Raw genomic sequence first — 18,528 nt, forward strand, 5'->3', positions numbered from 1 at the left:
TCGATAGCTGTTTGAATGAGTGCGTTGAACTGTGTGTATGAAGACGAGCACCTGCTGGTGCTTGACAAGCCCTCGGGCCTGTTGTGCGTGCCCGGTCGCGGCCCCGACAAGCAAGACTGCCTGAGCTTGCGTGCCCTCCAGCATTTCGGCGATGCACTGGTCGTGCACCGCCTCGACCAGGCCACATCGGGTCTGGTCGTCATGGCTCGAAATCCGGCCGTCCAACGCCAGCTCAGCCAGGCCTTTGCCGAGCGCAAGGTCGACAAACGCTATATCGCCGTAGTGGCCGGTGAGTTACAGGCGCACAGCGAAGCAGCGGATGCCAGGGGCTGGCAACTGATCGATCTACCGATAGCGGCCGACTGGGAGCGTCGACCGCTGCGGGTCATCAACCACGAAACCGGCAAAAGCAGCCAGACGCTGTGGCGGGTGATCGAGCACACCGAGCAGTTGGGACAGCCTTGCACCCGCGTGCTGCTGAGCCCGCTGACGGGCCGCACCCATCAATTGCGCCTGCATATGGCTGCCATGGGCCACCCCATGCTGGGCGATGCGCTCTATGCCAGCGAAGCAGTGGTCAGCGCCAGCCCACGCCTGTTGCTGCATGCTGCAGCACTGGAGCTGGCGCACCCGGTCACCGGTGCACTGCTGCAGCTAAAAAGCGAGCCTCTTTTTTAAGCCCGATCAAATTGGCAGCAGCCGTCAAGCGCCAATAGTTGCCGCGCTGCAACAAAGACCCTTTGAAGCTGCGCCTGAAGCCCCAAAAATCGGCACCCGAAGACCGCTGATGCAGACACTTGCCGCACCGCTCGGGCCTGGACCTTGCACATACATCACAAATGAAGGTCAAGCCATAGCCCTTGGGTAATAGCTGCTATGCACGACATAGCAAAAACCGAAAGCCTGCACCAGCCCCTGCATACCCTGTTGCCTTCGTTGACCACTCGATTAATCTGAGCTTCTTTGCGCGAACTGCTATGGCAGCAATCGCGCTTTTCGAACATCTCTCGAGATTAAGGAAGTCCTTATGAGCATTCCGTTCCGCATGCAAACCGTTGTTGCCGCCCTGGGCCTGGCTGGTGCCGCCCTGGTCTCCACCGCGCATGCCCAAATCAAGATCGCCCTGGTCATCCCCACCACCGGTGCGCTGACTCAGTACGGCGACATGGTCAAGGAAGGCGCCACCACCGCCGTTGAAATGGCCAACGCCGCTGGCGGTATCAATGGCAAGAAAATCGAGCTGGTACCCGTGGACGACGCCTGTGAACCCAAGCAAGGCCCCGTCGCGGCCAACCGCGTGGTCAACAACAAAATCGGTTATGTGGTCGGTCCCGTCTGCTCGGGTGCCTCGATTGCCGCCGCGCCCATCTACAACAACGAAGGCGTGGTGGTCGTCACTCCTTCTGCGACCTCGCCCGCTCTGACCGACGGCAAGAACTACCACTTCATCTTCCGCACCATTGGCCGTGACGACCAGCAAGGCCCGGCCGCCGCCAAGTTCATTGCCGAGAAGCTCAAGCCCAAAAAAGTTGCCGTGCTGCACGACAAGCAGTCTTACGGTCAGGGCATTGCCTCTTCTGTGCGTGACGACCTGAAGAAGGCCAAGATTGAAGTGGCCCTGTTCGAGGGCATCAACGCAGGCGACAGCGACTACTCCGCCGTCATCACCAAGCTCAAGGGTGCAGGCGTGGACTTTGTCTATTACGGCGGCTACCACCCCGAAATGGGTCTGCTGCTGCGTCAGGCTGCCGAGCAAGGTCTGAAGGTCAAGATGATGGGTCCTGAAGGCGTGGGCAACCCCGAAGTCAACGCCATTGCCGGCCCTGCCGTAGAAGGCATGCTGGTGACTCTGCCCGCCGACTTTGCGGCCAACCCCAAGAACGCTGCCGTTGTGAAGGCCTTCCAGGACAAGAAGCGCAATGCCTCGGGTGCCTTCCAGCTGACGTCGTTTGCCGCAACTCAATCGCTGCTGGCCGCCATCAAGGCCGCTGGCGACAACCCCGCCAAGGTGGCGGACTGGATGCACAAATCGACCGGCGTGGACACCGTGCTGGGCCCCGTGTCCTGGAACAAGCAGGGTGACCTGAACTCCTTCGATTTCCAGGTCTTCCAGTGGCACAAGGACGGCAGCAAATCGCTCGCCAAGTAATTCCACCACTCTCTCCGGAGGCAATGGCAGGGGCCATGTCTCCGGATGTTTGTTATCTGGCCCTCGGGCCTTTTCCTGTTTCAAGGGTGGCGTTACATGTCAGACTTTCTCCCTCAGCTGATACAACAGCTATTCAACGGGCTCTCACTCGGAGCCATTTACGCCCTGATCGCCATTGGCTACACCATGGTCTACGGCATCATCGGCATGATCAACTTCGCACACGGTGACATCTACATGATCGGGGCCTATATAGGCCTCGTGACGCTTTCGGCGATTGGCACGCAAAGCGGTCTGCCGGTATGGGCCATCATCGGCCTGATGCTGGTGGTGGCCGTATTCGTCACCGGAGTTTATGGCCTAGTCGTCGAACAGGTGGCCTACAAGCCCGTGCGCCAGAGCCCGCGTCTGGTAGCACTGATCTCGGCCATCGGCATGTCCATATTCCTGCAGAACTGGGTGGCTCTGGGCCAGGGCGCCCGCGATATGGCCGTGCCTTCGCTGCTGCCCGGCGCCATCAATTTCCAGATGGGTAATTTCGAGGTCTTCATCCCCTATACCCGCGTGCTCATCATCGCAGTGACCGTGGTGCTGATGATTGCACTGACCATGTACATCAAGCATTCGCGCATGGGCCGTGCCTCGCGAGCCTGCGCTCAGGATATGCACATGGCCAATCTGCTGGGCATAGATACCAACAAGGTCATCTCCTTCACCTTTGTGCTGGGCGCCGTGCTGGCCGCCGTGGGCGGCGTTCTGATTGCGCTGGCCGTGGGCAAGCTCAACCCCTTCATTGGCTTCCTCGCCGGCATCAAGGCCTTCACGGCCGCCGTGCTGGGTGGCATAGGCTCCATCCCCGGCGCCATGCTCGGCGGTGTGATTCTGGGCGTAGCCGAGACCTTTGCTGCCGCCTACATCTCGTCGGAATACAAGGACATCGTGGCTTTCGGCCTGCTGGTAACCATATTGATGTTCCGCCCCTCGGGCCTGCTGGGCAAACCTGAAGTGGAGAAAGTCTGATGAAGTACAGCTTTTCTGCCGCTTTGCGCGATGCGCTGATCGCCACCGTGATGACGGCCATCGTCGTCACCCCCATCTTCAGCCTGCATCTGGAGCGCGCCGGCGTGCGCACCATCATCAGCCCCGACTGGAGCATGACCGGCTGGGCTTGCCTTGCCATCTTTGTCGTGCAAATGCTCAAGCCCCTGCTCGCGGGCAAGCTGCCCAAGGTCAATCTGCCGGCCGTGCCGCAGATGAAGTCGGGCACACGCAACGTCGTCATCTTCGTGGTGCTGATGATGGCCGCCTCCTGGCCATTCTTCGCTGGCCGCAATGCCGTCGACATCGCGACTCTGGCCATGATTTACGTCATGCTGGGCCTTGGTCTGAACGTGGTGGTCGGCTTTGCCGGCCTGCTGGACCTGGGCTTTGTGGGCTTCTATGCCGTGGGTGCCTACACCTATGCGCTGCTGTTCCACTGGGCTGGCTGGACGTTCTGGGAAGCGCTGCCGCTGGCCGGCGCTGCCTCGGCCCTGTTCGGCTTCGTGCTGGGCTTTCCCGTGCTGCGCCTGCGCGGCGACTATCTGGCCATCGTGACGCTGGGCTTCGGTGAAATCATCCGACTGCTTCTGACCAATCTGACCAGCTTCACCGGCGGCCCCGACGGCATCTCCAGCATTCCCAAGCCTACGGTGCTGGGCCTGCCCATGACCCGCTCGCCCCTGACCGAGGACGGCACGACCTTTCATCAGTTCTTCGGTCTGGAGTTCAACTCCATGCACATGGTGATCTTCGTCTATCTAATGGCCCTGCTGCTGGCCATGGTGACGCTGTTCATCAGCAACCGACTGATCCGCATGCCCATAGGCCGCGCCTGGGAAGCGCTGCGCGAGGATGAAATCGCCTGCCGTTCGCTGGGCCTGAACCCCATGAAGATCAAGCTCTCGGCCTTCACGCTGGGCGCAATGTTCGCGGGTTTCGGCGGCGCCTTCTTCGCCGCTCGCCAGGGCATCGTCAATCCCGAGTCCTTCACCTTCATCGAGTCGGCCCTGATTTTGGCCATTGTGGTGCTGGGCGGCATGGGTTCTCAGTTAGGCGTGATCGTGGCTGCCATCATCCTGACCGTGCTGCCCGAGCTGGCACGCGAGTTCTCCGAATACCGCATGCTGATCTTCGGTCTGGTCATGATTTTGATGATGGTCTGGCGCCCCCAGGGCCTGCTGCCCATGAAGCGACACCAAGTGGAGGTGAAGTCATGAAGCTGCACCTGAACGCTATTATTTCAATAACTACAACCACAGGCAGGGCAAGCGCATGAGCGAGTATTTGCTAGAAGTCAAAGACCTGTGCATGCGCTTCGGCGGCCTGCTGGCCGTGGACAACGTGGGCTTTAACGTACGCCCTCAGGAAGTGTTTGCCATCATCGGCCCCAACGGCGCGGGCAAGACCACGGTATTCAACTGCATCAGCGGGTTCTACCAGCCTTCAGGCGGCTCGGTCGTTCTGGACGGCCAGAGCATTGCAGGCCACAGCAGCCACCAGGTCGCCAACCACGGCGTGGTGCGCACCTTCCAGAACGTGCGCCTGTTCAAGAGCATGACGGCACTGGAAAACCTGCTGGTCGCACAGCACCGCCAGTCGCGCGCCACGCTGCTTGGCGGCCTGTTCAACACGCCAGGCTATCGCCGTGCCGAACAGGAAAAGATCGACAACGCGCTGCAATGGCTGGACGTGATGGGCCTGCGCCAGTTTGCCAACCGCGAGGCCGGCAATCTGGCCTATGGTCACCAGCGCCGGCTGGAGATTGCGCGCTGCATGATCACCAAGCCTCGCGTGCTGATGCTGGACGAGCCCGCCGCCGGCCTGAACCCGCAGGAGAAGAAAGACCTGCAGCATCTGATCGACGATCTGCGCAAACAGTACGGCGTGGCCGTGCTGCTGATCGAGCACGATATGGGCCTGGTCATGGGAGTGTCCGAGCGCATTCTGGTCATGGAATACGGCAAGCCCATCGCCATGGGCCTGCCCGAGGCGATTCGCAATGATGAACGGGTCATCAAGGCCTATCTGGGAGAGGCCTGATGAGCCAGCATATGTTGCAACTGGAGCAGGTCTCCACCCACTACGGCGCGATCTGCGCGGTCAATCATGTCAGCCTGCATGTCGATCAGGGCGAAATCGTCACCCTGATCGGCAGCAATGGTGCAGGCAAGACATCGCTCTTGATGACGGTCTGCGGCAACCCTCGTGCCAGCAGCGGGCGCATTCTGTTCGAGGGCGAGGACATCACCCAGATGTCCACTCATCACATCATGCGCCGCGGCATTGCCATCTCGCCCGAAGGCCGTCGTGTCTTCAAGGACCTGACGGTGACCGAGAACCTGCAGATGGGCGGTTTTTTCCTGAACAAGGCCGAGATCGCCGACGGCGTCGAGCATGTGTTCAAGCTCTTTCCTCGCTTGAAAGAGCGTGCAGCGCAACGCTCGGGCACCATGTCCGGCGGCGAGCAGCAGATGCTGGCCATAGGCCGCGCGCTGATGAGCAAGCCGCGCCTGCTGCTGCTGGACGAGCCCACACTGGGCCTGGCACCGCTCATCATTGCGCAGATCTTCGAGATCATCCAGACCATCCGCGCAGCGGGTGTGACGGTGTTCCTGGTCGAGCAGAACGCCAACCGCGCCCTGCAGATTGCCGACCGAGGCTATGTGCTGGAAACCGGCAAGGTGGTGCTGGAGGACAGCGGTGTCAACCTGCTGAGCAACGACGAGGTGCGCAAGGCATACCTGGGGCATTGAAGGCTCACTGAGCTCATCTGAGGTCATCGCCAGGCCCCGCCGGACGCCAGTCTTGCGGGGCTTGCTCTTTTCTGTCTTCAATCGCCCGTAAGATGCCCGGCATGACAAAGCATTTGACGATTCTGACCGGTAGCTCTCGCGGCATGGGCCTGTCCATGGGGCAGCAACTGCTGCAACAAGGCCATCAGCTGCTGAGTATTGCCCGCAAGACCAGCACCGCCCTCACCTCCAGCGCCAGCGCCAGCAAGCCTGCGCAGCTACTGCAATGGGAGCAGGACCTGGCACAAAGCGCTGCTGCTGCGCAGCGCCTGGCGACCTGGCTGGGCACGATAGATCCCCGTGAATGGACCAGCATCACCCTGATCAACAATGCGGGCGTCATGCCGCAGATTGCGCCGCTGTCCCAGGTGCCTGCCGCCGATATGATCAATGCCCTGCGCGTGGGTCTTGAAGCGCCCATGGCCCTGACCGGAGCCTTTCTCGGAGCAACCGAGAGCTGGAGGATTGCCCGCAAGGTGCTCAATATCTCCTCGGGCCTGGGCCGCCGCGCCATGGCCTCGCAAGCCAGCTACTGCACGGTCAAGGCCGGCATGGACCAGTTCAGCAGCTGCGTGGCGCTGGAAGAGGCGGCCAAGCCCAACGGCGCACGCATTGTGTCTCTGGCACCCGGCGTCATCGACACCGATATGCAGGTGCAACTGCGCAGCGCAGCGTCAAGCGACTTCCCTGACGTGGGCCGTTTTGCAGGTCTGCACAGCAACGGGCAGCTGACCTCGGCCGATGACGCCGCAGCCCGCGTGCTGGCCTGGCTGGCGCGACCGGACTTCGGCGACCAGGTGATTGCAGACGTACGCCAGCCCTGAGATCGCACTCAGGGCAGTGGTGCTCCAAAACACGGCTGCAGCCGCCTTATCCAAACCAAGGGCTAAGGACGCCTGCAGCTCTTGTTGCCGTGAATGACTGGACCACGCAAAAAATCTGGGAGCAGGCCCTGCCTATTCTCGAACCAAGCCCTGGCAAGTCTTTCATGCGTGGCAGAATGTTTCCACTGGTCTGCAGCAGCCTCTGAAGCTGTGCGCAGAACCACAATCCGCACCCGTGGGCCACATCGGCAGCGACACCCGATCGGTACGCTGCCCCCGTGCTAGCAACGGCAGCAACCCTGTCGTGCAGCGTGTGCGGATGGCGGTCATGTCCGTACAGCATGGCTCGCGCTCCCCGGTAAAGACAAATACCCATTGATGGCGGAACCACCGTCCCCGATCATCGAAAAGCCCACCTTCCGTGACTCTGGCTTCCGAGCTCAAGGCTCAGATACCAGCCGCGACTGCGCCGCCCTTGTTTGCGGGCCAGCGCTCCCCCGTTCGTCTCTGGAGCTTCTTTTTCATGATTCGCCAAATTCTCATCAGCACAGCCGTGCTCGCAAGCGCGGGCCTGAGCTTTTCAGCCGCTGCACAAGACCCCGCTGCCGACTACCCCAACAAGCCCGTGCGCATGATCGTGCCGTTCCCGCCTGGTGGCGGCACTGACATCCTCTCGCGCGTGATTGCCAACAAGCTCACCGAAGTCAGCAAATGGACCGTGGTGCCCGACAACCGTGCGGGTGCGGGCGGCACCATCGGCATCACCGAAGCGGTAAAAGCGGCGCCCACGGGCTATGACATGGTGATGGGCCAGAAGGACAATGTGGTCCTTGGCCCCTACCTCTACAAGAACCTGCCCTGGAACCCCAGCAAGGATCTGACCCCCGTGGCTCATGTAGCCTACACCCCCATCGTGATCGCCACGGCCGCCAACTCGCCCTACAAGACGCTGGCCGACGTGGTGGCTGCAGCCAAGAAGAACCCGTCCAAGATCACCTACGGCTCGCCCGGCAACGGCACCAGCATCCACCTGGCCGGCGTGATGCTGGAAAAGGCCTCGGGCATTCATCTGACTCACGTGCCCTACAAGGGCTCCAACCCCGCGATGATGGATGCACTGGCCGGCAATGTGGATCTGCTGGTGTCCTCCGTGCCCTCGGCCATTGCCCAGATCAAGGCCGGCAAGCTGCGCGCCATCGCCGTGACCTCGGCAAAGCGCTCGTCCTCGCTGCCGGACACTCCGACACTGGCCGAGTCCGGTCTCAAGGGCTTTGATGTGAGCACCTGGTACGGCCTGTTCATGCCCAAGGGCACACCCGCAGCCATCGTGACCAAGGTCAATCTCGAAGTGAACAAGCTGCTGGCCACGCCCGAGGTGCGCGACGCCATTCTGACCCAGGGTGCCGAGCCCCAGTCCATGAGCGTGGCCAACTTCGACAAGATGTTCCAGGCCGACTTCAAGCAGTCCAAGCAGGTCGTCGAGTCCTCGGGCGCCAAGATCGAGTGACATCCCGACGCGGCGCGCAGGATTGGCGCCGCCCTGCCAGGCGCGAATAGGCCTGATCTGCATCAATGCGGCCTATGACAGGCTCGTGAATACTTCTTCGGAAACCCCTGAATTTCTGGAGAACATCATGGCATTGCTGGTCTGGGTCCCCGAGCTGGACACCGGGATTGCGGAGATTGACAGGCAGCACCGCCGCATCGTCGATTACATCAACAGACTCTACGAGTTGCGCAGCTCGCCAGATCGCGCAGGGCTGGGCGATGTCATCGGCGAGATGATCGACTACACCGTCTCGCACTTCGTCTTCGAGGAAAGCCTGATCGAGAGCGCCGGCTATATGTTCGCCGGCCCGCACAAAAAAGTGCACGAGCTGTTCACGCGTCGCGTCATCGAGATGCAGACCCGCTTCGATGCGGGCGAGGATGTGGCCGCCGAGCTGCACGGCATGCTCTCGCGCTGGCTGTTCAACCACATCCGCAACGAAGACCATGGCTATGTGGACTCGGCCAAGGTCTATCTGCGCATGATGACCAAAGAGAGCGGACACGCTGCACAGAAGGAACAACTCAAGGCCGAAGTGCTTCAGGAGCTGGAACTGCAGCGCAAGAAAAAGGGCTGGCTGGCCCGGCTGCTCAATCGCTGAGCACTCTGACCCACAAGAAAAACGGCTCCCTGAGGAGCCGTTGCTTCGTGTGCAGCCGCCTTACGCTTACTCGCGCACAACAAGAACCGGGATTTTGACTGCGCCCAGCACGCGTTGGGTGACGCTGCCCAGCATCAGCTTCTCAAGGCCGCGTCGCCCCTGCGAGCCCATGACGACAAGGTCTGCGCCCACGCTTTCCATGGTGCGCACAATGCCTTCATGCACTGCATGACCCTCACCCACCAGGGTCTTCACGGGCACACCCGCCTCATCCATGATGGCCTTGACCGCATCCAGGGCGGTGTTGGCTTCGGCGGTGGCCGCGCTCAGATACTGCGACTGGCCATAGGCAAAGTCGGCGCCCACGCCGGTGAAAGGATAGGGATCGACCACATACACCGCCGTCACGGCGCTGCCGAAAACCTTGGAGAGCTCAGCGGCCTTGCGTGCAGCCAGCATGGAGGGCTTGGAGCCGTCGACCGGAACCAGGATGTGATTGAACATGGACATATGTTTCTCCTTTCAGGTTGCAGGCGACACGGACCTCAAGCCAAAGGCCCGGGGCAGATGCCGCTCTTGAGATAGCGTTGAGTCTGCCTTCATCATGCCTCAGCGTGTTGACATGAATCAACCCTGAAATTCACACTGGCCGAGGTCGGGCTCAGATGCAGACATGGGCCGCCTGGTATTCGTAGCATTTGTCCAGCAAAGTGTCGGACTTGTCGGTAATCGTGATGCGAGTGCCGTCCGGGCGCAACAGCGAGACATTCTTGAAGGCTGGCTCATGGGGTTTGCTGGGCGCATCGCGGCGCACGGTCCATTCCTCCTGGACGATGCCGCCCGGCATATCCAGCATCACGACGATCTGCTCGGTATCGTGCGACAGCCGGATGCACTTGGCATCATTGAGCTCGACCACGGCACCGGCCGGCGCGGCCAGACCATAAGGGCATTCCTCCACGCCGCGAATCGGCACCGAGGCATCGCCGAGGGTAATCTCAAGGCCATTGCGAAAGTAGATCGTGGGCTCCTTGGTGTCGGCCGCCTGCGCCGGACGGTCTTGCGAAGGCTTGCAGGCCGCTACGGTGACAAGAGCGGTCAGCACTGAAATACTGAGGGCGTAAAAGCGATTCATATAAAAAAACACGCCCGGCAGGGGCGTGGTGTCGGCCAGCGGTTGTGGCTTGTTGGATGCCAGGAAGACTCGAAAAGGCGAGGAGGCGAAAGCTTCGCCGCAACAAGCCTGCATCATGCAGTGTCGAGGGCGTCACTTTGATGCATTGAGCACGTTACAGTTTTGCCCAAATTTTTCGAACCAAGCCGTCCGTCTCAATCCAGCTCAAGCGGCCTGGCCCTGCGACTCCTAGAGCTCGGCCCCCTGGAAGTTGCCGCGGCGATAGGTCAGCACCAGCGTGTCGCGCACGCCACCGTGCTCGGCAGGCTGGATCGGCGTGGTCTCATGAATCATGCGCGCATCGTCGAGCAGCATCACGGACCAGGGCTCGGTCAACGTGAAGCGCTGGCCATTGGGGCCGGTCGCTTCGAACACGCGGGTCTCGCCCCCTTTGACGCCCTTGCGCCCCACCAGCAGCACGGCGACCAGATCGACGCCGTCGCGGTGCGCGCCTTCGGGCGTAGGCCGTCCGATGCCGTCCGTGGTGTCGATGCGAAACTGGTGCGCCTCGACAAACCAGCGCTCATGCCGCTCGTCGGTGCAGAACACCTGGTCGGCCAGCTGAGCCAGCGCATTGATCATCTCCAGCCATGCCGCGCTCGTCGTCGTGCTCTCCAGCATGGGCTCGAACATGCGCTGCATGCCCCCGTGCAGCGCGTTGTATTCCACGGGCTGCCAGTGGGCGCGGTGGGGCACCTGCTGCACCTGATCGCCTTCGCTGACAAAGCAGGAATGGCGGCGACGGCGATAGCGGCCGCCATCCTTGAGGAAGGCATCGGGCGGCAAGCCCTGCCAGTCCGCATCCATGGCATGCAGATCGCTCACGCCAAGGCCCATCCACTGGGCAAAGTCCTCGGGCTGCAGCACGGCGTAGCCGCGCGTGCGCAAGGACTGAGCTGCCTCGGCAGCGGCAATGTAGGGAGGGGAAAACATGATTTGCGCCATAAGGTCGGCAAGCTTACTCCTCGCAGGCCCTGCCGGCTTGCGGCTCGGCATCAAAATTTACGCAAGGCAGCATCAACCAAATTGCATGGATGAAAAAAATGCCTGCATCGCACACAGCAATGCAGGCACAGCGCAAGGCACCGCGATCGGGCAGCGGGCCAGGGCTTAAGTACAGGGCTTAAACCAGGGGCAGTCCCACATAGTTCTCGGCCAGCGAAGTCGAGCCGGCCTCGGAGTGGACGATGTAGTCCAGCTCCGCTTCCTGCACCTTGGTATTGAACTCGCCCTCGCCAGGGAAATTGTGCAGCATGGAAGTCATCCACCAGGAGAAGCGCTCGGCCTTCCAGACGCGGCGCAGGCACTGCTCGGAGTAGCGGTCGATACCGGCTTCGGACTGCTCCTTGTAGTACTCGACAAAGGCCTGCGACAGATAGCCCACGTCGGAAGCCGCCAGGTTCAGGCCCTTGGCACCGGTGGGAGGCACGATATGTGCAGCATCGCCTGCCAGGAACATGCGGCCGAAGCGCATGGGCTCGGTCACAAAGCTGCGCAGCGGCGCAATGCTTTTTTCCAGCGAAGGACCGGTCACCAGATTGGCGCGGGCTTCGGGGTCCAGGCGCTTCTTGAGCTCTTCCCAGAACGCCTCGTCGCTCCAGTCCTCCACCTTGTCGGTCAGCGGCACCTGCAGATAGTAGCGGCTGCGCGTGGCGCTGCGCTGGCTGCACAGCGCAAAGCCGCGCTCGGTGTTGGCGTAGATCAACTCATGCGATACGGGCGGCGTATCGGAGAGCAGGCCCAGCCAGCCGAAGGGGTAGACCTTCTCGAAGGTCTTGATCTTGTCCTGGGGAGCGCTGGCGCGGCAGATGCCGTGAAAGCCGTCGCAACCGGCGATGAAGTCGCACTCGATCTCGTGCACCTGACCGTCTTTTTCGTAACGCACCTTGGGCTTGTCGCTCTCGAAGTCCACAGGCTGCACATGGCTGGCTTCGTAGACCGTGGTCAGGCCTTCCTGGGCCCGCACCTCCATCAGATCGCGGGTCACCTCGGTCTGGCCGTAGACCATCACGCGCTTGCCGCCAGTCAGGCCGTTCAGGTCGATGCGGTGACGCTTGCCCTTGAACAGCAGCTCGATACCGTCGTGGGGAAGTCCTTCCTCGTTCATGCGCTTGTCGGCACCCGCCTGCTTGAGCAGATCCACCGTCACCTGCTCCAGCACGCCGGCGCGGATGCGGCCCAGCACATAGTCGGCGCTGCGCTGCTCGATGATGATGTTGTCGATGCCCGCCTTGTAGAGCAGCTGCCCCAGCAGCAGACCTGAGGGACCGGCACCGATGATGGCGACTTGTGTACGCATGATTGTGACTCCTTGTTATGGCTCAAAAACCTGTCGATCGGCGCGCGTGACGACGCCGATTGCGCTGTGCAGCAAGACTAAGTTTTGTGCTGCATCAAGACAAAGGAGAGAACCGATGTTTGCGCGATAATCGCACAATGAGAACGATGATCGCGCAAAACAAGAGCGGCGGGGCCCTCCATGAGTGACCCCGGCTCCCCCTCCATCGCCCCGGCAGACTTCATTGCAGGCCTGGCCAAGGGCCTGGCCGTACTAGAGAGCTTCGACACCGAACGCCAGCGCCTGAACGCCACCATGGCGGCCGAACGCGCGGGCATCACGCGCGCCGCAGCCAGGCGCCATCTGCTCACGCTGGCCTATCTCGGCTATCTGGAGTCCGATGGCAGCTATTTCTGGCTGGCCCCCAAGGTGCTGCGCCTGTCGGGCAGCTATCTGGCCTCGGCCCGGCTGCCGCGCATCGTGCAACCCGTGCTGCACAGACTGGCCGCGCAGACCGGCCTGTCCTACTCCTGCGTGGTGCGCGAGGGTCGTGAAGTCGTCATCGTCGCGCGCAGCGCCGTTCATGAAAAAGGCGAACGGCTGATGGCCCACGGACTGCACCTGGGCACGCGTCTGCCGGCGCACGCCACGTCCACCGGCCGGGTGCTGCTGGCCTCGCTCTCGGGCTCGGAGCTCGACGACTGGCTGGCCACCTATGACCTGCCCAAGCTGACGGCGCACACGGTCTCCGATGGCGCGGCGCTGAAGGGCTTGCTCGACGAGGTGCGCCGTCTCGACTACTGCATGGCGCTTGAAGAGCATGAACTGGCCATTCAGGCCGTGGCCGTGCCGCTGCGCAATATGCTCGGGCGCACCGTGGCAGCGCTGAATGTGGTGACATCGGCCAAACGCATGAGCCCGCACACCATGCAGCAGGAAATACTGCCGCTGCTGCAGGAAGCGGCCAGAACCTTGCGCCCCCAGCTTTGACGCTATCATTTCAGAAGCTTATAGCGCCTGCCTTATATAGATTTCAGGTAGATATGTATCTGAAATCGTTATTCAACAAGTGTAACAAGCTCTCCTAACAGGAGCATGCTTCATCAGCGGCCATGCCCCGGTGCAGGCGCGGCGTTCAGATATGGCCGCTCTCCACCGAGCAGACCTGCATGCTGAGGCGGCGCAGCAGCTCGGCCGTGCGGCGCATCAGTGGTGTGGACTTCTTTTTGGCGGGCTGCACCAGGCACAAGGTGCTGACGATATGCGGCGACTTGATGGGCACCTCCACCAGCGCAGCGTCCGTGGCATGACTGTGCATGGCGCTGTCGGTCAGCGCCGCATAGCCATAGCCGCCGCGCACCAGATCCAGAATGGCCGGCACGCTGGAAACCTCCCAGACCACATTGAGCTTGACCTGGGACAGCGTGGCCTGGGCCTCCATCAGCTTGCGGAAAATCTGCCCGTGCTGGGGCATGATCAACGGGAACTCGGCCAGATGCTCGAACGGGATGCTGGTGCGCCCTGCCAGCGTGCTGGCCGGGCCGATCAGGCACAGGCGCTCCTCGAGCACGGGCGAGACCTCGATCTGCGGATGGGGCTCGGGCGTGTAGACCAGCCCCAGATCCATGCGTCCCGAAGTCAGCCACTCCGAGATATTCATGGAAAAACCTTCGACCACCGCCAGCCTGGCCTTGGGCATCTCGCGGCTGAAGCCGTCGATCAGGGGCAGGGTCAGGCGCCGCGCCAGACTCGGCGGCAGACCCACGGTGATGCGCCCCACGGGCTCGTCGCGCTGACTGCCCAGATCTTCCTTGGCCATGGCCACGCGCTGCATGATGGCGTGACCATGCTCGAGCAGGCGGCGCCCCGCATCGGTCAGCGTCACGCCACGCCCGGTACGGATCAGCAAGGTCTCGCGCAACTCGGTTTCAAGGGCCCGCACCTGACGGCTGAGCGCCGGCTGGGCCGTGTCCAGCAGTACCGCAGCCTTGCTGAAGCTCCCCACTTCGGCCACCCGAACAAAGGTCTCTATCTGCTGCAGATTCATGCTCACACCTTTCAAAACAAGCTATGCTATTTTGCTATAGCTGCTAGCCTCAGCTAGACCTAGGTGTTTATGGCCCAAGTGACACAATGTAATTAACTGGGCCTGAATATCTAAAAATAACAGCCGACGATATCAACAATGCGTGGTCCACACGCAATTCATCATCGACATCCTTCCAGGGAGACAAAATGACCCATCAGCTCAACATGAGCCGTCGCCAAGCTGCATTCGCACTCGGCGCGATTGCCGCAGCCGTGGCAGCCCCCTCTTTCGCCCAGAGCGACAAGTGGCCCACCAAGTCCTCGCGCATCATCAACCCCTTCCCCGTAGGCGGCGGCCCCGATGGCATCTCGCGCCTGGTGGCCGACAAGCTGGGCCGCGCCTGGGGCCAGCCCGTGGTGGTGGAAAACCGTCCCGGCGGCAACGGCTTCATCGCCATCAACGAATTCAAGCGTGGCGCGACCGACGGCACGGACATGATCCAGCTGGACAATGTCCACATCGCGGCCTACCCCCACCTGTTCAAGAAGCTGCCCTACGACCTGAACAAGGACTTCGACATCCTGATGCCCTTGTTCCGCAACTACTTCTTTGTCTGCGTGCCCGTCAACAGCCCCTACAAGACCATCGGCGATCTGATCGCCGATGCCAAGGCGCATCCCGGCAAGCTGAACTACGGCTCCTGGTCCGTGGGCAACCCCGTGCACCTGGGCTCGGCGCTGCTGGAAAACCAGACCGGCACCAAGATGGAGCACGTGATCTACAAGGAAACCAGCCAGCTGTACCAGGGCGTTGCCAATGGCGAGCTGACCTTCGCCCTGGGCTCTCTGGGCACGGCAGGTCCTCTGGTGCGTGGCGGCAAGCTGCGCTTCCTGGCGGTGGCTGCTCCCAGCCGCATTGCCGGCTTCGAGAACGTGCCCACGGTGTCCGAATCGGGCGGCCCCAAGGATTTCGCAGCCATCGGCTGGAACGCCCTGGCCGTGCGCCCCGGCACCCCTGCCGCCGTGGTCGAGAAGATCCGCACCGACGTCCGTCAGGCGCTGACCGGCCAGGACGTGAAGGAGAAGTTCGCCGCCTTCGGCTACGAGTCCTTCAACCCCACGCCCGCAGAATTCAAGGCCTTCATGGCTTCCGAGAGCAAGCGCTTTGGCGAGGTGATCAAGAAGGCCGGTCTGGCTCTGGACTGATCCAGCCCGCCCATCCGCAAAGAAGCCGCCTCTTGAAGGCGGCTTTTTCATGCGCTGCGATCAGTAAAAACGCCCGATGCACCACACCGGGCGTTTTGCAGAGAAGCGCGCAACCTTCTTACTGATCGCGGGCCTCGATGGCACGGTTGATGCCCAAGGCAGCCAGCGTGCACAAGGCGCCCGACAGCAGATAGATGCCCAGAGCCACCAGCCCGAACTTGGCCGAGACACCCAGGGCCACCAGAGGCGCAAACGCCGCACCGATGAGCCAGGCCATGTCCGTGGACAGGGCCGCACCGGTGTAACGGTAGCGTGACGAGAAGTTGGAAGTCACCGTGCCCGAGGCCTGGCCGTAGGACAGACCCAGCAGCACAAAGCCCACCAGGATGAACACATTGTTGCCGGTGCTGCCGCTGCCCAGCAGCCAGGGTGCCAGAAAGCTGAAGATGCCGATCAGGCAGGCCATGGTGCCCAGGGTGTTGCGGCGACCCACACGATCCGCCAGCCAGCCCGAGAGGATCATGGCCGCGCCGGCCAGCAGCGCCCCGATGATCTGCACCACCAGCACCTCCGTCACGGACTGGTTGGAATACATGGAAATCCACGACAGCGGGAACACGGTCACCAGATGAAACAGCGCGAAGCTGGCCAGCGCGGCAAAAGCCCCGATCATCACATTGCGGCCTTCGTTGGTCATGAGACTGGTCACGCTGATGGGCTCCAGCTCACGCTCCTGCAGAAGCTGGGTATAGGACTGGCCCACAACCAGACGCAGGCGAGCAAACAGCGCCACCACGTTGATGGCGAAGGCCACGCAGAAAGGGTAGCGCCAGCCATAGCTCATGAACTCGTCGGCCGTCAGGCTGGAGTACAGAAAGGCAAACAGCGCTGCCGCAATGATGAAGCCCAGCGGCGCCCCGAGCTGACCAATCATCGAGTACCAGCCGCGCTTGTTCTGCGGGGCCGACATGGCCAGCAGCGAGGGCAGTCCGTCCCAGGAACCACCCAGTGCCAGACCCTGACCTATGCGCAAAATCACAAGCGCCCAGACGGCCTTCATGCCTGCGGCTTCAAAGCTGGGCAAAAAGGTCATGCCCACCGTGCACACGCCCAGCAATAGCAGCGCCAGGGTCAGCTTGGTGGCACGGCCCCAGCGGCGCTGCACGGCCATGGACAGCGCCGTGCCCACGGGGCGGGCCACAAAGGCCAGCGAAAATATGGCAAACGCAGCCAGCGTGCCATCAAGCTTGGACATGTAGGGAAACAGCAGCGAGGGAAACACCAGCACGCAGGCGATGCCGAACACGAAGAAGTCAAAGTACTCGGAAGAGCGCCCGATGATCACCCCCACGGCAATCTCGCCAGGGGTCACATCCTCGTCGGTATCTGCATAGGCCAAGGTTTCCGAGTTCTCATAGTCTTGCTGAGTAAGACCAATGGACGGGTTCATGCTTGTCATAAAGGTACAACTCCTTGTCTTACTTTTCAGTCCCGGGGACGCTTTCAGTTCTACGCCCAAGCATGTGCAGCCGCAATAGAGTTTTTGCTCTGAGCACTGTCGGACCAGCCCCGCGCAGCCCCCGTTTCTGAGGGCTGATTTGACAATTTCAAGCCCTGTCAGATCAAAGTTTGTCCACACGCCAAAGCTGCTAAACCCTTGTCACATAGCGCATTTCCAATCCCGAGAAGTTGACCTTGGACAAAATGTCCAATGGACAAGCCACCGTTTGGTATTACATTTGCCGAGATCCAGTAATCCGCGTTTACACCTAAGCGCGACTTTGTCACGCCCAAAGCATGTTAAAAATCAAGGAAATCCGTGGGCCCGCGTGGCTCTCAGCGGCCGCTTTGACTGCAACCCTCGCAGGTTGCAGCAAGGCCGTCGTCCTCAACCCAGCTGGCGATGTCGCCAAGCAGCAAGGCGACCTGGTCATTACGGCCACTTTGCTGATGTTGCTCATCATCGTCCCCGTCATCTTTTTGACGCTGCTGTTTGCCTGGAAATACCGCCAGTCCAACACCGAAGCCAAATACGACCCCGAATGGCACCACTCCACTGCGCTGGAGCTGGTGATCTGGACGGTTCCCCTGCTCATCATCATCGCTTTGGGCGCCATTACCTGGATCAGCACCCACAAGCTCGACCCCTATCGTCCTCTGGACCGCATCTCCTCCACCAAGGCTCTGGACCCCAACGTCAAGCCCCTGGAGATCCAGGTCGTGTCTCTGGACTGGAAATGGCTGTTCTTCTATCCCGAGCAAGGCATTGCCACCGTCAACGAAGTGGCTGCCCCGGTGGATCGCCCCATTCACTTCAAGCTGACCTCCACCCACACCATGAACGCGTTCTACGTTCCTGATCTGGCCGGCATGATCTACACCATGCCCGGCATGCAGACCGAGCTGAACGCCGTGATCAACAAGCCCGGTGTCTATGGCGGCAAGTCCTCTCACTACAGCGGCGCTGGTTTTGCGGGCATGACCTTCAAGTTCCACGGCCTGGAAAACGAGCAGTTTGATCAGTGGATTGCCAAGGCCAAGACCGAAGGCAAGGCCCTGACACGCGATGCCTATATCGATCTGTCCAAGCCCAGCGAGCGCAACCCCGTTGAACGCTTCGCCAGCGTGGACGAAGGCCTGTACCAGAAGGTCCTCAACCGCTGCGTGGAAGACGGCAAGATGTGCATGAACGAGATGATGGCCATCGACGCCGCCGGCGGCAGGCCACCTGCACATCACAGCAAGACCTCCAGCGTGACCCTGCCCCTGGATGTCTGCACTTCCCAAGACGCTGAGCGCGTTGTCGCCCTGCTCGACGAAGTCGCCGCCTCCGGAGCTGTCGCACAGCAATAAGTAGTTCACGGTGCGGATGCGCTCACCGCTCAG

The 18,528-nt window shown here is 61.5% G+C and carries 18 protein-coding genes; 12 read left to right on the forward strand and 6 right to left on the reverse strand.

Features of this window, described 5'->3' with window-relative positions:
* Positions 1-15: 15 nt before the first annotated feature.
* From AC1RTQ_RS10095 to AC1RTQ_RS10135, 9 genes are all read left to right on the forward strand, one after another.
* Positions 16-678, forward strand: coding sequence for an RluA family pseudouridine synthase (locus AC1RTQ_RS10095; RefSeq protein WP_492875386.1), 663 nt, complete (start codon positions 16-18; stop codon positions 676-678).
* Positions 679-1,027: 349 nt separating this feature from the next.
* Positions 1,028-2,149 (forward strand): branched-chain amino acid ABC transporter substrate-binding protein, encoded by a 1,122-nt coding sequence (locus AC1RTQ_RS10100; RefSeq protein ID WP_492875388.1) that lies wholly within the window; start codon positions 1,028-1,030, stop codon positions 2,147-2,149.
* 96 nt (positions 2,150-2,245) lie between these two features.
* Positions 2,246-3,169 carry a high-affinity branched-chain amino acid ABC transporter permease LivH gene (gene livH / locus AC1RTQ_RS10105; protein ID WP_492875390.1) on the forward strand — a complete coding sequence of 308 codons (924 nt, stop codon included), beginning with the start codon at positions 2,246-2,248 and terminating at the stop codon, positions 3,167-3,169.
* On the forward strand, positions 3,169-4,407 hold the full coding sequence (locus AC1RTQ_RS10110; protein WP_304349870.1) for a high-affinity branched-chain amino acid ABC transporter permease LivM: 1,239 nt from the start codon (positions 3,169-3,171) through the stop codon (positions 4,405-4,407). Before livH ends, AC1RTQ_RS10110 begins: the two co-directional genes overlap by 1 nt.
* Before the next feature lie 55 nt (positions 4,408-4,462).
* Positions 4,463-5,230: a high-affinity branched-chain amino acid ABC transporter ATP-binding protein LivG gene (gene livG / locus AC1RTQ_RS10115; RefSeq protein ID WP_003079486.1), complete on the forward strand. Its 768-nt coding sequence runs from the start codon at positions 4,463-4,465 to the stop codon at positions 5,228-5,230.
* Entirely contained in the window at positions 5,230-5,943 is a 714-nt protein-coding gene (locus AC1RTQ_RS10120) for an ABC transporter ATP-binding protein (RefSeq protein WP_080995877.1), read from the forward strand. Before livG ends, AC1RTQ_RS10120 begins: the two co-directional genes overlap by 1 nt.
* A gap of 92 nt (positions 5,944-6,035) precedes the next feature.
* Positions 6,036-6,806: an SDR family NAD(P)-dependent oxidoreductase gene (locus AC1RTQ_RS10125; protein ID WP_492875393.1), complete on the forward strand. Its 771-nt coding sequence runs from the start codon at positions 6,036-6,038 to the stop codon at positions 6,804-6,806.
* Between the two features lie 523 nt (positions 6,807-7,329).
* The gene (locus tag AC1RTQ_RS10130; RefSeq protein ID WP_302090964.1) at positions 7,330-8,313 is read left to right on the forward strand and encodes a Bug family tripartite tricarboxylate transporter substrate binding protein; all 984 of its coding nucleotides are present in this window, start codon (positions 7,330-7,332) and stop codon (positions 8,311-8,313) included.
* A gap of 85 nt (positions 8,314-8,398) precedes the next feature.
* On the forward strand, positions 8,399-8,956 hold the full coding sequence (locus tag AC1RTQ_RS10135) for a bacteriohemerythrin (protein ID WP_492875395.1): 558 nt from the start codon (positions 8,399-8,401) through the stop codon (positions 8,954-8,956).
* Positions 8,957-9,022: 66 nt separating this feature from the next.
* Here the strand turns inward: AC1RTQ_RS10135 and AC1RTQ_RS10140 are convergent, their stop codons facing one another.
* The 4 genes from AC1RTQ_RS10140 to pobA all read right to left on the reverse strand — a co-directional run bounded on the left by AC1RTQ_RS10140 (position 9,023) and on the right by pobA (position 12,429).
* Positions 9,023-9,460 (reverse strand): universal stress protein, encoded by a 438-nt coding sequence (locus AC1RTQ_RS10140; RefSeq protein ID WP_003079494.1) that lies wholly within the window; start codon positions 9,458-9,460, stop codon positions 9,023-9,025.
* 157 nt (positions 9,461-9,617) lie between these two features.
* On the reverse strand, positions 9,618-10,208 hold the full coding sequence (locus tag AC1RTQ_RS10145; RefSeq protein ID WP_492875397.1) for a hypothetical protein: 591 nt from the start codon (positions 10,206-10,208) through the stop codon (positions 9,618-9,620).
* A gap of 111 nt (positions 10,209-10,319) precedes the next feature.
* Positions 10,320-11,075, reverse strand: coding sequence for a 2OG-Fe dioxygenase family protein (locus AC1RTQ_RS10150; protein ID WP_492875399.1), 756 nt, complete (start codon positions 11,073-11,075; stop codon positions 10,320-10,322).
* Positions 11,076-11,253: 178 nt separating this feature from the next.
* Complete coding sequence (gene pobA / locus AC1RTQ_RS10155; RefSeq protein WP_034395228.1) at positions 11,254-12,429, reverse strand: 4-hydroxybenzoate 3-monooxygenase; 1,176 nt, start codon at positions 12,427-12,429, stop codon at positions 11,254-11,256.
* A gap of 180 nt (positions 12,430-12,609) precedes the next feature.
* Here pobA and AC1RTQ_RS10160 point away from each other — a divergent pair, with 180 nt between their 5' ends.
* Positions 12,610-13,398 carry an IclR family transcriptional regulator domain-containing protein gene (locus tag AC1RTQ_RS10160; RefSeq protein ID WP_492875401.1) on the forward strand — a complete coding sequence of 263 codons (789 nt, stop codon included), beginning with the start codon at positions 12,610-12,612 and terminating at the stop codon, positions 13,396-13,398.
* Positions 13,399-13,543: 145 nt separating this feature from the next.
* Here AC1RTQ_RS10160 and AC1RTQ_RS10165 read toward each other — a convergent pair whose 3' ends face one another.
* A complete protein-coding gene (locus AC1RTQ_RS10165; RefSeq protein ID WP_034352381.1) occupies positions 13,544-14,455 on the reverse strand; it encodes a LysR family transcriptional regulator in 912 nt (303 codons plus the stop codon).
* 188 nt (positions 14,456-14,643) lie between these two features.
* On the opposite strand from AC1RTQ_RS10165, the gene AC1RTQ_RS10170 reads away from it, so the two are divergent.
* Entirely contained in the window at positions 14,644-15,642 is a 999-nt protein-coding gene (locus AC1RTQ_RS10170) for a Bug family tripartite tricarboxylate transporter substrate binding protein (RefSeq protein ID WP_302090970.1), read from the forward strand.
* A 118-nt stretch (positions 15,643-15,760) separates the two neighbouring features.
* On the opposite strand, the gene AC1RTQ_RS10175 is transcribed toward AC1RTQ_RS10170, so the two are convergent.
* Positions 15,761-17,101 (reverse strand): MFS transporter, encoded by a 1,341-nt coding sequence (locus AC1RTQ_RS10175; protein WP_492875404.1) that lies wholly within the window; start codon positions 17,099-17,101, stop codon positions 15,761-15,763.
* 338 nt (positions 17,102-17,439) lie between these two features.
* Between AC1RTQ_RS10175 and cyoA the strand changes: the two genes are divergently transcribed.
* Positions 17,440-18,495 carry a ubiquinol oxidase subunit II gene (gene cyoA / locus AC1RTQ_RS10180; protein WP_302090972.1) on the forward strand — a complete coding sequence of 352 codons (1,056 nt, stop codon included), beginning with the start codon at positions 17,440-17,442 and terminating at the stop codon, positions 18,493-18,495.
* The last annotated feature ends 33 nt before the right edge of the window (positions 18,496-18,528 follow it).

The organism is Comamonas sp. GW821-FHT11H03 (assembly GCF_058807955.1).

Excerpts from the sequence above, each read along its gene's own strand:
- AC1RTQ_RS10095 (WP_492875386.1), top strand. The coding sequence starts at position 16 with ATGAGTGCGTTGAACTGTGTGTATGAAGACGAGCACCTGCTGGTGCTT.
- AC1RTQ_RS10100 (WP_492875388.1), top strand. The coding sequence starts at position 1,028 with ATGAGCATTCCGTTCCGCATGCAAACCGTTGTTGCCGCCCTGGGCCTG.
- livH (WP_492875390.1), top strand. The coding sequence starts at position 2,246 with ATGTCAGACTTTCTCCCTCAGCTGATACAACAGCTATTCAACGGGCTC.
- AC1RTQ_RS10110 (WP_304349870.1), top strand. The coding sequence starts at position 3,169 with ATGAAGTACAGCTTTTCTGCCGCTTTGCGCGATGCGCTGATCGCCACC.
- livG (WP_003079486.1), top strand. The coding sequence starts at position 4,463 with ATGAGCGAGTATTTGCTAGAAGTCAAAGACCTGTGCATGCGCTTCGGC.
- AC1RTQ_RS10120 (WP_080995877.1), top strand. The coding sequence starts at position 5,230 with ATGAGCCAGCATATGTTGCAACTGGAGCAGGTCTCCACCCACTACGGC.
- AC1RTQ_RS10125 (WP_492875393.1), top strand. The coding sequence starts at position 6,036 with ATGCCCGGCATGACAAAGCATTTGACGATTCTGACCGGTAGCTCTCGC.
- AC1RTQ_RS10130 (WP_302090964.1), top strand. The coding sequence starts at position 7,330 with ATGATTCGCCAAATTCTCATCAGCACAGCCGTGCTCGCAAGCGCGGGC.
- AC1RTQ_RS10140 (WP_003079494.1), bottom strand. The coding sequence starts at position 9,460 with ATGTTCAATCACATCCTGGTTCCGGTCGACGGCTCCAAGCCCTCCATG.
- AC1RTQ_RS10145 (WP_492875397.1), bottom strand. The coding sequence starts at position 10,208 with ATGATGCAGGCTTGTTGCGGCGAAGCTTTCGCCTCCTCGCCTTTTCGA.
- AC1RTQ_RS10150 (WP_492875399.1), bottom strand. The coding sequence starts at position 11,075 with ATGGCGCAAATCATGTTTTCCCCTCCCTACATTGCCGCTGCCGAGGCA.
- pobA (WP_034395228.1), bottom strand. The coding sequence starts at position 12,429 with ATGCGTACACAAGTCGCCATCATCGGTGCCGGTCCCTCAGGTCTGCTG.
- AC1RTQ_RS10160 (WP_492875401.1), top strand. The coding sequence starts at position 12,610 with ATGAGTGACCCCGGCTCCCCCTCCATCGCCCCGGCAGACTTCATTGCA.
- AC1RTQ_RS10165 (WP_034352381.1), bottom strand. The coding sequence starts at position 14,455 with ATGAATCTGCAGCAGATAGAGACCTTTGTTCGGGTGGCCGAAGTGGGG.
- AC1RTQ_RS10170 (WP_302090970.1), top strand. The coding sequence starts at position 14,644 with ATGACCCATCAGCTCAACATGAGCCGTCGCCAAGCTGCATTCGCACTC.
- AC1RTQ_RS10175 (WP_492875404.1), bottom strand. The coding sequence starts at position 17,101 with ATGACAAGCATGAACCCGTCCATTGGTCTTACTCAGCAAGACTATGAG.
- cyoA (WP_302090972.1), top strand. The coding sequence starts at position 17,440 with ATGTTAAAAATCAAGGAAATCCGTGGGCCCGCGTGGCTCTCAGCGGCC.